The sequence below is a fragment of the Candidatus Omnitrophota bacterium genome (assembly GCA_041650805.1).
Classification (GTDB): Bacteria; Omnitrophota; Gorgyraeia; order 2-01-FULL-45-10; family 2-01-FULL-45-10; genus JBAZKM01.
On record JBAZKM010000015.1, the window covers coordinates 23223 to 36091 of the forward strand.

Consider the following 12869-nt stretch of genomic DNA (forward strand, 5'->3'; position numbering starts at 1 on the left):
CCCTCCTCTTTCTTAATTGAATTATACATTATCGATATTATATCCGTATTAACCCGATGTTAAATCCGTGTAAAATATTAAAAGGCTATTTTCAGCTTCGTCCCCAGGATGTTTGACGATGACCACTTATCCGCCCTTATCCTGTTCTCCCTGAGCAGATAATATACGTCGAATTTCAGATATTTTGCCAGGCCCAATTCCATGCCCGCATAAAACCTGTTCTCGTTAAACCCGGCAGAATTAGAGACGATGAAGATCTCATCCGATATGTAGGGCGTTATCTTGATCTTTTTAAGATCGATCGGATATTTGAGCGCGAATTTATTGCGATATCGTATGAAATCATCCTTATATCGGAAGTGCCTGTATTCGAGCCGGTTCCGGTCTTCGAACTTGAATTTCCACAGATCCAGCTTGACCGTTGCGCTCACGTGAGGCCTGTTCTCTTCCCTCCACTTCTGTTTGTACCTTTCATAGACCTGGCGGTAGTTAAATCCGATATCGAGCCTCTTATCGAATCCATAAACGACGCCCCAGTCATAGTGCTGGTAGTATAATTCGGATGCGTCTTCGCCGAAACGCCACTCCTCTTCCTGCGTCAGTTTTGTCCCCTTACCGATCCCCGCCTCCTGATTTTCGGTATGCCAGATCTGGAAATCGCCGTTGTCGTAGGCGTATCCTTCAGCGGCTGCAGCCCACAGAAAGACGCCTGCCGCCAAAACCTTCACTCTATACTTCCGCATAGCACACTCCTTTCTTTTTGAAAAGAGTATACAATATCGATATTAAATCCGCTTCAAGGAGAGGTAAAATATGGGTAAAACCATGGAAAGGGTATTATCGCCTTGGGAGGACCAACCAGAACTTCGAGCCGAAACCTTCGGTGCTCTCCACCCCCACGCTGCCGTTATGCAGTTCGACGATATGCTTGACGATGGAGAGGCCCAGGCCCGTTCCTCCGAGTTCGCGCGAGCGCGCTTTGTCCACCCGGTAGAACCGCTCAAATATGCGGGCGATATCTTTATCGGGGATACCTATGCCGGAATCTTCTATTATTATCTTTATGCTGTCATTCAGGTCCCGGCTGTAGATCTTGATGGTCCCTTTTTCCTTGTTGAATTTTATGGCATTATCGATAAGGTTCGTAAAGACCTGCTCCATCCTGTCCTTATCCGCCCTGATCGAAAGGTCTGCCGCCAACTCATCCCTGACCTCTATCTTCTTCTTCTTTAACTGAGACCCGAACCCGGATATGACCCCCTCGGCAAGTCGGCGCAGGTTTATATCCCCCTTCTCCAGGGCTGCCTCTTTCGACTCAAGATGCGACAGGGAGAGCAGGTCATTGACCAGATTGTTGAGCCGCTCGGCGTGCTCCTGGATTATCGCCAGGAAGTTACGGCTATTCTCTTTATCGTCTAGGGCGCCCTCAAGGAGCGTCTCTATGAACCCCTTTATGGAAGTGAGCGGCGTCTTCAGTTCATGGGACACGTTGGCGATAAAATCGCTGCGCATCGTCTCAAGCTTCCTTATCTCGGTTATATCATGGATGACCACCAGGCACCCCGCCACTTCATTATTGTCAAAAATGGGAGTTGCGCTGATCTCGGATATCTTGCGTATAGGGTAGATAAGCGTCAATTCTGCCGACACGGGCTCTCCTTTTTCCAATACAGAATTTATGACGTCCGAGATATTATTGTTGCGTATGACCTCCAGGAAGGTCTTCTTCTCCGCGTCTTTTTTAGAGACCGCGAATATCTTCTCTATGGTAGGGTTTATAGAGATTATGCGGCCTTCTTTATCTACGACGATGACCCCCTCTATCATGCTGTTGAAGATCGCGGCGAGCTTCTGGTTTTGCGTCTTGACCTCTTTGATCTTATCTTCTATGTCCTGGGCCATCCTGTTCAGGGTATTCGCAAGCTCCCCTATCTCGTCTTTAGGGCCTTGGAGTATCCTGCGGCTAAAGTCGCCTTCCGAAAATCGACGCGAAACATGTATCATCCTGTTGATCGGCCGGATAGTACTCCCTGCCACTATATATCCCAGGATCAAAGCCAATAGAAGCGCAAAGATAAGCCCTATTACGACTATCCTTCTGATGGTGGATAACGTTCTCTGCACGCTCTCCAGCGGCAACGCCAACCTCAGGATACCGTTAATTTCACCATCATCTTTAAGAGGCAGCGCCACATAGAGCATATCTATCTTGATGGTCGAAGAATAGCGCGTATCGATGCCGATATTACCCGCTAAGGCGGCCATTACCTCCGGGCGATTGATATGGTTCTCCATGTGCGCTATCTCTTGCTTTGGTTTTTCGGAATCGGCAAGCACCATGCCTCTCCTGTCGATGACAGTGATACGGCAGCTTGTCCTGGATCCCAGGGTCTTTACTAAAATACCCAGGGAGGCGGGGTCTTCCCTTTTTATGCTTTCGGCAGTGATCTGGTCCTCGATAAGACGGGCCTGGGTGATAAGGGACGATTCGATATTATGGAGAGAATTTTCTTCGAGCTTTTTGTCCAGGAAGAAGGCTATGAAGGCGAACGATACCAGTATCACGAGGACATATGAAAGGATAAGCTTTGACCTGAAACTTCTCTTGATAGCCATCCGGCCCCTACTCTTCGTCTTCGAATCTATACCCGTAATTCTTTACGGTAACGATACGCCTTGACTCGCCCTTTAACTTCTTACGCAGTGTCCTTATATGCACATCTACGGTCCGGGTCTGTATCTCCAGGGCCTGGTCGAATCCCCATATCGTATCCAGAAGATGGTCCCGCGACAAGACCCTGCCCTTTGATATCATCAGTGTCTTAAGAAGCTCGAACTCTTTTCCGGTGAGCTCTACCGGCTTACCCTTAAGGGTCACCGCGATCTTAGCCAGATCTACGGTCAGGTCGCCTGCCTTCAGCACCTCCGGCATCTTCTCTTTCTCTTTGCCGCGGCGCAGGACCGCCTTTATCCGCGCGATCAATTCCCTGGGGCTGAAGGGCTTGGTCACATAGTCATCCGCCCCTAACTCAAGCCCCACGATCTTGTCCGACTCCTGGCTCTTTGCTGTCAGCATGATGACCGGGACCGACGCGGTCTTACTGTCACCCTTGAGCTTTTTACAGACCTCTAAACCATCCATACCCGGGAGCATGAGGTCCAGGATGATCAGGTCCGGGGGAGCGCCCCTGGCCGAATCTACGGCATCTTCCCCGTTACGGACAGAGAGGGTCCTGAACCCCTCCTTCTTGAGGTTATAGTCAAGCATCTTGACTATATCTTTTTCGTCTTCTACGATCAGTATCGTCTCTTTCATTCCTCACCCTGCAGGTAAGCGCTTTTACGCCCTTATTTTACCACTTTCCGGGAAGATATTGAAGCAAGATTACATCTAGAGACGTTTTCCAAGTTGTGCTGGAACCTGTACCCATCAAGAAGCACATGGCGAAAATTTTAAAAAAAGTTGCAATAATTTTCAAGATTTTGGCATCTATATATATGGGAGGTGGCCATGCCAACAGGACCAAGAATCATATTGGATAATGTACTATATCACATTATGGATAGAGGCAATCAAAAACAGGCGGTATTTATAGATAGTTCAGATTTTGATACTTATCGTAAAAGGCTACGTTTATATAAAAAGAGGTACAAATTTAAGCTATATGGATATTGTCTCATGAAGAATCACATCCATTTACTAGGAGAGATTGATAAAAAAGAAGATCTGGCAAAATTTATGCATGGCTTAACACGATCGTACACTGCTTATTTTAACAAAAAATACGATAAAGTGGGACAGCTATGGCAAGGAAGATTTATCAGCAAAATAGTCGCAAAAGACGAATATGCGATCGGATGCATAAATTATATAGAACATAATCCGGTTCGTGCCGGTATAACGATAGCTCCATATGATTATGAATGGTCTAGCTATAAAGAGAGGGTTTTAGAACAAAACTCGAAGGGGAATCTGCTGAATTCACTGAGCTTATAGGTACAGGTTCCCGAAGGAATTGGAAAACGTCTCTGGATAAATTTGGGGAAGGATTCGGTCCTCCGCTCGCAGAGCTCGCTCCTGAACGGCCAAATTACAGGTCACGAAGTGACACCTATGTAAAGAGGATGAGATCTTAAGAGAAGGAGAAATATTCTCCTTCTCTTAAATACAGGTTAATTCAGTATGCCTTGTTGAATTCATTTACGGAGGGGGTGACAGTGAGCGTCCGGGGTGTATGCTTATATGAGCGAACGCCATGGAGGGGGAACCCAAGGTTCCCCCTATGGAATTCTGAGGATTCACAAGACCTACCTAATCTATCTCTGGGTGGTCGCAGTGAATCCGAAGAATGGTGGTGAGGGAAGGATTCGAACCTTCGAAGGCGTGAGCCGTCAGATTTACAGTCTGATCCATTTGGCCGCTTTGGTACCTCACCGAAATTTATATGCAATAGCTATGGAGCTAGCAGAGGGGATCGGCTACTCCGGCGTCCAGAGGCCGCCTCCGTAGCCAGCCGGCTCGCTGTCGTCCAGAGGACTCTTCCTCCCTCCGGTCGGCGCTCGCCGGCTTCAATTCCTCACAACATGTCTCCATAGGTAATAGACCTGGAGCTAGCGGGAGGAATTGAACCCCCGACCTGAGGTTTACAAAACCCCTGCTCTACCAGCTGAGCTACGCTAGCGTCCTTAAAACCTCGGGTAGTTTATTTAAAAGATCGGTAGCAACGAGGCTTAAGGGACCTTTCTCCTTAAGCGCCAGGTCGCCGGCAAGGCCGTGGAAGTATACCGCGAGCGCCGATGCAGAGACCGGGTCCATCCCCTGCCCTATGAAGCTCGCGACTATACCCGTCAGCACATCGCCGACACCGCCGGTCGCCATGCCGGGGTTACCGGTCCTGTTTATGTAAAGCTCTCCGCCAGGCCCGGCCACCACGGTCTCGTGCCCCTTTAAAATTAAGACAATATTATACTCGCCGGCAAACTGGAGCGCAATCTCTTTTCTGTTCTTTTGTATATCCCCTGTTTCTTTGCCGGTCAGCCGCGCCATCTCGCCCGGATGGGGTGTCAGGACAACCGGCTTTTTGACGTTCTTCAATATGGGGAGGTGCCCGGCGAGCGCATTCAGGCCGTCGGCATCGAGGACCATCGTCTTATCCAGCTTCGTCACCAGGTTACGTACCAGGGTCTGTGTCTCCCTGTTCTGCGAAATGCCCGGCCCGATCGCGACGCAGTTGCATCCTTCGGCGAACGCCAGGAGCTCCTTCTCCGCAAGTAAACTCAGCGACCCGTCGCGCGTCTCGAAGAACGGCCGGACCATGACCTCTGTGAGCTTCGCCGCCAGTATCGGATGTACGCTCTTCCCTGCCGCGAGCGTTACTAGGCCGCTCCCTGCCAATAAGGCCGCCTGGCCTGTGAGGTACGGCGCCCCCGTGTAACCCGACGAGCCTGCCATGACAAGGACGTGGCCATAATCCCCCTTATGGGAGTCGGCGGCCCTCTTCGGGAACTTCTCGAGTATCCCGCGTATCTCTATCTCCACTATCTCCCCTTCCTGACAAGTATGACGTTCGCGACCGCGTAATTTTTCGAATGGGCCATGCTCACGATCACGTTGTTTATCTTCTTCTTCTTCTTCAATTTGAGCGCGTCGTCATGGAACTCTATGACCGGCTTCCCTTCGCGGTCATTGAAGACCTCTATCTCGGTCCATTTGATGGGGTTGGCATGCGGTTCGCCGAACGCCTTTACGACCGCCTCTTTTGCGGCGAACCTGGCGGCAAAGTGCTGGTGCGCGAACCGTTTTGAGCTCGAGTAGGATATCTCTTTGGGCGTGAATATCTTGGTCAGGAAGTTATCGCCCCATTTCTGTATGGCCTCCCGCATCCGGAAGACCTCCACTATGTCCACGCCGGCGCCGGCGATCATCTGATCAACCCTGCCATTTCGCGTACGGCGGCCCCAAGGCCCGCGAATATGGACCGGACGACTATGGCATATCCGATATTCAATTCATTCATACCTTTTATCCGCGCTATGCGTGATACATTTTTGTAATCGAGGCCGTGCCCCGCATTGACCTCGAGGCCGAGGCCCCGGGCATATTCGGCCGCATATACGAGCTTCCTGAACTCCCTGTCCGCCGAGGCCCCGGACCGGGCATTCGCGTACTCGCCCGTGTGGAGCTCGATGATACGCGCCCCGGCCCTGTACGACGCGTCGATCTGCGGCTTAAGCGGGTCTATGAAGAGGCTTACGTCTATGCCGCTACCCGCAAGACGCCCCGTTGCCTTCCTGACGCGCCCTTCGTTACGGACGACGTCAAGGCCACCCTCCGTAGTAAGCTCCTTACGCCTCTCGGGCACAAGCGTCGCCTGTTCCGGCCCGATCCGGCACGCGAGATCGACTATATCTTTCGCTATCGACATCTCCAGGTTGAGCCGCGTCTTTACGGACTTCCTGAGCCTGATCACATCCGCATCCTTTATATGCCGCCTGTCTTCGCGGAGGTGGCAGACGATCGAATCGCACCCCGCCTCCTCGCAGACCCTGGCCGCATCGACGGGGTCCGGGAATGACGACCGCCTCGCCTCTCTGAGCGTCGCCACATGATCTATGTTGACCCCCAGCTTTACCATATAGCTCTCTTATTATTCCTTCTCGATGGGTACCGTCACCTGCACAAGCGTCTCTTCCATGAAGACGCCCGGCGCGATCGGGTTCAGAGGTACGGATCTGGTGAACGTCTTGGAGGCCCCTCCGACGTCGAGAGGTATGGTGTACGCGTAACGCACCTTCCCGAGGAGGTCGCGTGTACCCACAACGATGCAATATTCGGGAACGACTATGACTTGGTCCCTTATCACCCTGTACCCGCTCCTCAACTTGCCTACGAATATCGGTTTGATCGTAAGTTTCTTGGATGATATGCCCTCGGTCGGAAGTATCCTGCGCAGGAACTGCTGTTCCTCCTCCGTGCCTTTATTCAGCTCTTTTACGATATAGAACCAGCAGATGAGGGCAAGTATGAGAGCCGCTATCTTAAGGCCTATGTTCTTTGTAAAGAGGTCCTTCAGTGACCGGATCATTGTTTGCGGGCCCTTTTCGGTTTATAAAATATGCCCTTCAGTATTTCCCGAAGTTCGGACTCTTTGACATCGCGCATCAGCTTGCCGCCTATAGCCACGGAGATGGCGCCTGTCTCTTCGCTCACTACGATACAGACGCCGTCCGTCTCTTCGCTGAGGCCTATCGCGGCCCTGTGGCGCGTACCGAGTGATTTCGATATGTTCGCTTCCTGGCTGAGCGGCAGGAGACACCCGGCAGCGACTATCCTGTCCCGCTGTATGATGACCGCGCCGTCGTGGAGCGGCGTCTGGGGCATGAATATTGATACGAGGAGCTCTTCGGAGACCTGGCCGTCCAGCAGGATGCCGCTTTCGATATATACCTTAAGGCCCGCTTCCCGCTCGATCGCTATTAGGGCCCCGGTCCGTTTCGTTGAAAGGGTCACCGCGGCGCGCGATATCCTCTCGATGACCTCCATATCTTCCTGGTAAAGGCCGAATTGCCCCAGTCGGGCAAGCCCCCTGCGCAACTCCGGCTGGAAGATGACGACGAGCGCTATTATGGAGATGGGCACCAGGCGTGTGATGACCCAGTTTATGGCATCCAGATGCAGCTGCTGCGTGGCGACGAATATGACGCCGATGATGACGAGCCCCTTGAGGAGCTGTTCCGTGCGGGTACCCTTTATAAGCAGGAGGACGGTGTAGATGGTATACCAGAGTATCAATATTTCCAGCACCATCTTCCAATGCGTCATGAACTGCATATCAGTTGACGATCCTATTTTGCGTTATGCTGTCGGCGATGCGCACCGCCTGCACCGCCTCCTTAACATCATGGACGCGCACTATGCGCGCGCCCTTGACTGCCGCTATGGCGCACGCGGCAACCGTCCCTGTCACCCTCTCCTTCGGATCATCTATCGCGAGCACCTTACCTATGAAGGATTTACGGGACGGCCCTACGCACACCGGCTGCCCCAGCACGCCGAGCTCTGCCAGCCGCCCTATCACCTCGAGACTCTGCCCGGCCGTCTTGGCGAACCCGATCCCCGGGTCGACGATGATCCTCCGCCTCTCTATGCCGCCTTTGCGGGCTATCGCCACCGACCCCTTAAGGTCCCGGATGATATCCCGCATCAGGTCTGCGTATGAGGTGTGCGACTGCATGTCGCGCGGCGAGGCCCTCATGTGCATCGCTATGACCGCCGCGCCGTGCCGCCCGGCTACGCGCGCCATGCCGGGGTCATATTTCAACCCCGATACGTCATTCACGATCGAGGCGCCCTCTTCTATCGCCGCTTCGGCGACCTCGGCCCTTCTCGTATCGATCGACAGCGGTATATCAAGTTTCCCGGCCAGGGCCTTTATCACCGGGATCACACGGTCCAGCTCTTCTTCTACCGCGACCTCTCCTGCCCCGGGCCTCGTAGATTCACCGCCTATATCTATGATGTCGGCTCCGTCGCGCGCCATCTGGAGCGCATGCGCCGTTGCCGCGCCGGCGTCAAAGAACTGACCCTTTTCCGAAAAAGAGTCGGGTGTCACGTTGAGGACACCCATCACATATGTCCGCTTGCTCAGGGCGAGATCGAAATCCCCCGCCTTGATATCAAAATCAGGAATTCGCGGTATTCGTCGGCGGCTTACCTTCGCCATTGCCGGCCCCGCCTTTCTCGTCGCGCGCAAATCCCAGCAGGACCCGCACCTCGTCCACTTCCAGCACTTCCTTCTCAAGGAGCCTCTCGGCAAGGAGTTTAAGCCGGTCCCTATGCTTCACCAGCTCGTTCTTGGCGCGGGTGTAACATTCGTCGATGATCCTGCGGACCTCCTGATCGATGAGAAGCGCCGTCTGGTCGCTGTAGTTGCGTTCCTCTATAAGGTCCCTCCCGAGGAATATCTGCTCCTCCCTGTGCCCGAACGTAAGATGGCCCATCTTCTCGCTCATGCCGAAGCGCGTTACCATCTTGCGCGCGATAGCGGTCGACACCTCAAGGTCGTTCTGGGCGCCCGTGGAGAGCTCGTTGAATACTATCTCCTCGCTTGCGCGCCCGCCGAGTATCCCAGTGATCCTGCCGAGGAGTTCCTCTTTGGTGACTATATAACGGTCTTCGGTCGGGAGGCGTATGGTATAGCCGAGCGCCATGCCTCTGGGCAATATGGAGACCTTGTGGAGCGGGTCCGCACCGGGTATCACAAGCGCCAGGAGCGCATGGCCGGATTCGTGATATGATATTATCGCCTTCTCCTGTTTGGATATCACCTTCGACTTCCGCTCCGGGCCGGCCATGACCCGTTCGATAGATTCGTTCAACTCTTCCATCGTCACCGACTCTTTGTTGCGCCGCGCGGCAAGGAGAGCCGCCTCGTTGACGAGGTTCGCCAGGTCCGCGCCCGAAAACCCGGGCGTCTGGCGCGCCAGTGAATTCAGGTCCGCCTCTTTGGCGAGCTTCACGTTCTTCGTATGGACTTTGAGTATCGCCTCACGGCCTATTATGTCGGGCCTGTCTATCACGATCTGGCGGTCGAACCTGCCGGGGCGAAGCAGTGCCGGGTCGAGGACGTCGGGCCTGTTGGTGGCGGCGATCAGTATGACCCCCTCCTGCGTATTGAACCCGTCCATCTCCACAAGGAGCGCGTTCAGCGTCTGCTCCCTCTCATCGTGGCCTCCGCCTATCCCCGCGAACCGCTGGCGGCCGACGGCATCTATCTCGTCGATGAATATTATGGCGCCGCGCCCCGACTGCTTTGCGGAGCGTTTCGCCTGGTCAAAGAGATCGCGCACCCTGGATGCGCCCACGCCGACGAACATCTCGACGAAATCGGAACCGGATATCGAAAGGAACGGCACGTTCGCTTCGCCCGCGACGGCCTTGGCCAATAACGTCTTACCTGTGCCGGGCGGCCCCATCAGCAGGACTCCCTTGGGTATCTTGCCCCCCAGGCGCTGGAACTTCTTGGGGTCTTTCAGGAACTCGATGACCTCCTTCAGCTCCTCCTTGGCCTCATCTACTCCTGCGACGTCCTCGAAAGTCACCTTCTGCTGCCCGTCCGAAGCGAGCGTCGCGCGCGACTTCCCGAAAGCCCATATACGCCCGCCTCCGCCGGCGCCCCCTCCGCGATATACGAATATCCATAGGAAGAGTATGAAAAGGATCATCGGCCCCAGCGAATAGAAGAGGTTCACCCAGAGCGTCTTCGGCGGCCTTATCTCGAACTCCTTAACATTCTCGCGCAGGAGCCGTATCAGGTCCTGGTCGGCTTCCGGGATGTTAACGACGAATTTGCCGCCGTCGGAGAGCTCTCCCTTGATCACATTATCGGTCTTTATACATGACACTATGCGCTTCGTGACCGGGTTCTCTTTTACTATATCGAAGAATTTCGAATACCCGATATCCTGCGTCGGCTTTTCTACCCCCTGCCCGCCGGCCCTGAAAAGATAGACGATGCCCAGCACTATGAGGAACCATATGACGAGGTTCGACCCGTTCTTCACGGGTTTCTGCTGTTTCTTTTTCCTGTTATTCTTTTGCATATTCTCCTTAAATCCGTTATTTGGTTTATATTACCAAAATAATAATATGGAAGCAAGCATTATAATAGATAAAACTCGAGCGTTTCACCGGTCCTCTCCAGCCGTACACCTCCGGGCAGGTCTAGAGCGTTCCCTTTTCGGTTATACCTTATGAAATGCTCTATCTCTTTCCAGTGCCTGAACGAGAGTTTCTTCACCTCGCCCCCTATCTGCCCGAGCATATCGCGCAATATCTCCTTCTGCAGCGCTTTCGGCTGTACGACGAGGTCCTTCAGTTTTATCGTAAGCCGCCCGTTCCGGGAACCGATCTTCCCTTCCCTGGCCTTCGCCTTCTCCTCGTTTATGAACTCGAGGTCCTCCCTCAGGTGTTCGGCGAGATTGGAGAGCGACCTCTTCAGCCGCGGGTTATACTTCTCGAGGAACGGGATGATCTCGGACCGCACCACATTGCGGAAATATACCGGCTCGACATTGGTGCTGTCTATCCTGTACGGGACGCCTTTCTTATCCAGGCAATCCTTTATCTCGCTCTTCTCCAGCTCGATCAGGGGCCGTATCACCCTGATGGCGCCCTCTTCCCGGACGGGCGCTATGCCCGCCATACCCTTGAGCGCGGTCCCTTTCACGATCCTCATCAGCACGGTCTCGGCCTGGTCGTCGAGGGTGTGCCCGGTGGCCACGACGCCTGCCCCGCACCTTTTCGCCGCTCTTGCAAAGAACTTGTACCGCTCTTCCCTGGCAGACTCCTCGGTCGAAAGCCCTCTCTTCCTCGCGGCCCTGATATCTATCCGTTCATGGATGCATCCGACCCCAAGGTCCTTCGATATCTCCTTCACAAAACCGGAATCCGCCTCCGACTCTTCGCCGCGCAGGCAGTGATCGAGGTTGCAGACCCATAATTCGCGTATGCCGAGTTTCTTCTTCAAACCGGCCAGGGCATGCAGGAGGAATACGGAATCGGGGCCCCCGGAAACGGCCGCGAGCACGGTATCTCCGGCCCTGACCATATCATAGTTCTTGACGGTCTTCAGAATGCGTTCTAAATGTGCCTGTGGCAGGGCCATCCTGTGGGCCTTCTTATCTGTAGTTACAGAAATTGAGCGCGAGCGGGAAATCTATCTTTCGCAGGTGAGCCATGACCGCCTGGAGGTCGTCCTTCTTCGGCGAGAATACCCTGACCTTCTCCCCCTCTATCTGCGGCTGTACCTTCAGCCCCAGGCCCTTTATGACGGCGACCAGGTCCTTCGCCTTCTCCTTCGGGATCCCGGTAGCGATATCGACCTCCTGCTGGAGGTGGCCGCCGAACACCTGCTGCGGGTCCTTGAACGTGAGCGACTTGAGCGAGACGCCGCGCTTGGCGAACTTGCCCGCCAGGATATCCTTGACGGAACGGAGCTTGAAGTCGTCGTCGCCCACAAGGAGGAGCTTCTTCTCGGCGCGGTTGAAGTCGATCGATGACTTGCTGTTCTTGAAGTCATAGCGCTGGGCCATCTCCTTCTTCGCCTGGTTCACCGCGTTATCGACTTCCTGCATATCCACTTCGGAAACTATATCGAATGAAAAGTTCTCTTTGGCCATCTCTAACCTACCTTCTTTCCGCCGTCCTTCCCGCAGCGCGGGCACTTCAGCGCATCGCCGTCATCGGCGTCCTTCTTCGGCAGTTCCACGCACCACGCGTGTCCGCAGAACGAGCACATCACATCTTCCAATACCGGTTTATCGGGCATATTCTTCTCCTTATAAGTTAATATTAAGCATGTATAGGTTAATATTAAAGGCGCGCGCCGTCAAGTGGTATTTAATGAATTCAATTTTGCCTTTTACAAAGCGAGACGCTGTGCTATAATAGCGACCGTCACTTTTGGCGGGGTAGCTCAGTCTGGCAGAGCAGTCGGCTCATACCCGGCGTGTCACTGGTTCAAATCCAGTCCCCGCTACCAATTTTTCCTGGTCCCCTCCTTCGCAGCTTCTGATATTCAGAGATGTTTTGCTTCGGAGGGCAGGCTGCCGCTCCCTCGCCTTTTGTTTCTATAGGGCATTCAACGCTCTCGAGGCGTACCAATGACAGATCGTGGATACTAGGCGCCGTAGTGCCCTATACTCCAAAAGGCTCGGTCGCGTCATACTAAAATTTCCTCTGTGAAATTTTAGTATTTTAATAGCCTATAGATTATCCCAAATTTTTCCTTTATAAAAATTTGGGATCATACTAAAATTTCCTCTGTGAAATTTTAGTATTTTAATAGCCATAGCTTATCCCAAATTTT

At 53.5% G+C, this 12869-nt stretch carries 14 protein-coding genes and 3 tRNA genes; 2 read left to right on the plus strand and 15 right to left on the minus strand.

Annotated elements, in window-relative coordinates:
- Positions 1 to 77: 77 nt before the first annotated feature.
- The 3 genes from WC515_08570 to WC515_08580 all read right to left on the minus strand — a co-directional run bounded on the left by WC515_08570 (position 78) and on the right by WC515_08580 (position 3316).
- On the minus strand, positions 78 to 743 hold the full coding sequence (locus WC515_08570) for a DUF2490 domain-containing protein (GenBank protein MFA5147414.1): 666 nt from the start codon (positions 741 to 743) through the stop codon (positions 78 to 80).
- A 94-nt stretch (positions 744 to 837) separates the two neighbouring features.
- Entirely contained in the window at positions 838 to 2616 is a 1779-nt protein-coding gene (locus WC515_08575) for an ATP-binding protein (GenBank protein MFA5147415.1), read from the minus strand.
- A gap of 7 nt (positions 2617 to 2623) precedes the next feature.
- The gene (locus WC515_08580; protein MFA5147416.1) at positions 2624 to 3316 is read right to left on the minus strand and encodes a response regulator; all 693 of its coding nucleotides are present in this window, start codon (positions 3314 to 3316) and stop codon (positions 2624 to 2626) included.
- A 195-nt stretch (positions 3317 to 3511) separates the two neighbouring features.
- On the opposite strand from WC515_08580, the gene WC515_08585 reads away from it, so the two are divergent.
- Positions 3512 to 3997 carry a transposase gene (locus WC515_08585; protein MFA5147417.1) on the plus strand — a complete coding sequence of 162 codons (486 nt, stop codon included), beginning with the start codon at positions 3512 to 3514 and terminating at the stop codon, positions 3995 to 3997.
- Positions 3998 to 4350: 353 nt separating this feature from the next.
- Here WC515_08585 and WC515_08590 read toward each other — a convergent pair.
- The 12 genes from WC515_08590 to WC515_08645 form a co-directional block, all read right to left on the minus strand.
- Positions 4351 to 4436: transfer RNA gene (locus WC515_08590), tRNA-Tyr, on the minus strand.
- Positions 4437 to 4606: 170 nt separating this feature from the next.
- Positions 4607 to 4682: transfer RNA gene (locus WC515_08595), tRNA-Thr, on the minus strand.
- Positions 4673 to 5539: an NAD(P)H-hydrate dehydratase gene (locus WC515_08600; GenBank protein ID MFA5147418.1), complete on the minus strand. Its 867-nt coding sequence runs from the start codon at positions 5537 to 5539 to the stop codon at positions 4673 to 4675. Before WC515_08600 ends, WC515_08595 begins: the two co-directional genes overlap by 10 nt.
- Positions 5539 to 5925 (minus strand): holo-ACP synthase, encoded by a 387-nt coding sequence (gene acpS, locus WC515_08605; protein MFA5147419.1) that lies wholly within the window; start codon positions 5923 to 5925, stop codon positions 5539 to 5541. The genes WC515_08600 and acpS overlap by 1 nt, the downstream gene beginning before the upstream one ends.
- Positions 5922 to 6635, minus strand: a complete 714-nt coding sequence (locus WC515_08610; GenBank protein MFA5147420.1) for a pyridoxine 5'-phosphate synthase — start codon at positions 6633 to 6635, stop codon at positions 5922 to 5924. Before WC515_08610 ends, acpS begins: the two co-directional genes overlap by 4 nt.
- Before the next feature lie 12 nt (positions 6636 to 6647).
- Positions 6648 to 7085, minus strand: coding sequence for a YbbR-like domain-containing protein (locus tag WC515_08615; GenBank protein ID MFA5147421.1), 438 nt, complete (start codon positions 7083 to 7085; stop codon positions 6648 to 6650).
- On the minus strand, positions 7082 to 7831 hold the full coding sequence (cdaA, locus tag WC515_08620; protein ID MFA5147422.1) for a diadenylate cyclase CdaA: 750 nt from the start codon (positions 7829 to 7831) through the stop codon (positions 7082 to 7084). Before cdaA ends, WC515_08615 begins: the two co-directional genes overlap by 4 nt.
- Before the next feature lies 1 nt (position 7832).
- On the minus strand, positions 7833 to 8723 hold the full coding sequence (gene folP / locus WC515_08625) for a dihydropteroate synthase (GenBank protein MFA5147423.1): 891 nt from the start codon (positions 8721 to 8723) through the stop codon (positions 7833 to 7835).
- Positions 8683 to 10602 (minus strand): ATP-dependent zinc metalloprotease FtsH, encoded by a 1920-nt coding sequence (ftsH, locus tag WC515_08630; protein ID MFA5147424.1) that lies wholly within the window; start codon positions 10600 to 10602, stop codon positions 8683 to 8685. Before ftsH ends, folP begins: the two co-directional genes overlap by 41 nt.
- 59 nt (positions 10603 to 10661) lie before the next feature.
- Positions 10662 to 11666: a tRNA lysidine(34) synthetase TilS gene (gene tilS, locus WC515_08635; protein MFA5147425.1), complete on the minus strand. Its 1005-nt coding sequence runs from the start codon at positions 11664 to 11666 to the stop codon at positions 10662 to 10664.
- Between the two features lie 13 nt (positions 11667 to 11679).
- Positions 11680 to 12180, minus strand: a complete 501-nt coding sequence (locus WC515_08640) for a YajQ family cyclic di-GMP-binding protein (GenBank protein MFA5147426.1) — start codon at positions 12178 to 12180, stop codon at positions 11680 to 11682.
- Positions 12181 to 12182: 2 nt separating this feature from the next.
- A complete protein-coding gene (locus WC515_08645) occupies positions 12183 to 12329 on the minus strand; it encodes a hypothetical protein (GenBank protein ID MFA5147427.1) in 147 nt (48 codons plus the stop codon).
- Between the two features lie 136 nt (positions 12330 to 12465).
- Between WC515_08645 and WC515_08650 the strand changes: the two genes are divergently transcribed.
- Positions 12466 to 12542, plus strand: a tRNA-Met gene (locus WC515_08650).
- Positions 12543 to 12869 lie beyond the last annotated feature (327 nt).

Excerpts from the sequence above, each read along its gene's own strand:
- WC515_08585 (MFA5147417.1), top strand. The coding sequence starts at position 3,512 with ATGCCAACAGGACCAAGAATCATATTGGATAATGTACTATATCACATT.
- WC515_08570 (MFA5147414.1), bottom strand. The coding sequence starts at position 743 with ATGCGGAAGTATAGAGTGAAGGTTTTGGCGGCAGGCGTCTTTCTGTGG.
- WC515_08640 (MFA5147426.1), bottom strand. The coding sequence starts at position 12,180 with ATGGCCAAAGAGAACTTTTCATTCGATATAGTTTCCGAAGTGGATATG.
- WC515_08615 (MFA5147421.1), bottom strand. The coding sequence starts at position 7,085 with ATGATCCGGTCACTGAAGGACCTCTTTACAAAGAACATAGGCCTTAAG.
- tilS (MFA5147425.1), bottom strand. The coding sequence starts at position 11,666 with ATGGCCCTGCCACAGGCACATTTAGAACGCATTCTGAAGACCGTCAAG.
- cdaA (MFA5147422.1), bottom strand. The coding sequence starts at position 7,831 with ATGCAGTTCATGACGCATTGGAAGATGGTGCTGGAAATATTGATACTC.
- WC515_08610 (MFA5147420.1), bottom strand. The coding sequence starts at position 6,635 with ATGGTAAAGCTGGGGGTCAACATAGATCATGTGGCGACGCTCAGAGAG.
- ftsH (MFA5147424.1), bottom strand. The coding sequence starts at position 10,602 with ATGCAAAAGAATAACAGGAAAAAGAAACAGCAGAAACCCGTGAAGAAC.
- acpS (MFA5147419.1), bottom strand. The coding sequence starts at position 5,925 with ATGATCGCCGGCGCCGGCGTGGACATAGTGGAGGTCTTCCGGATGCGG.
- WC515_08645 (MFA5147427.1), bottom strand. The coding sequence starts at position 12,329 with ATGCCCGATAAACCGGTATTGGAAGATGTGATGTGCTCGTTCTGCGGA.
- folP (MFA5147423.1), bottom strand. The coding sequence starts at position 8,723 with ATGGCGAAGGTAAGCCGCCGACGAATACCGCGAATTCCTGATTTTGAT.
- WC515_08580 (MFA5147416.1), bottom strand. The coding sequence starts at position 3,316 with ATGAAAGAGACGATACTGATCGTAGAAGACGAAAAAGATATAGTCAAG.
- WC515_08575 (MFA5147415.1), bottom strand. The coding sequence starts at position 2,616 with ATGGCTATCAAGAGAAGTTTCAGGTCAAAGCTTATCCTTTCATATGTC.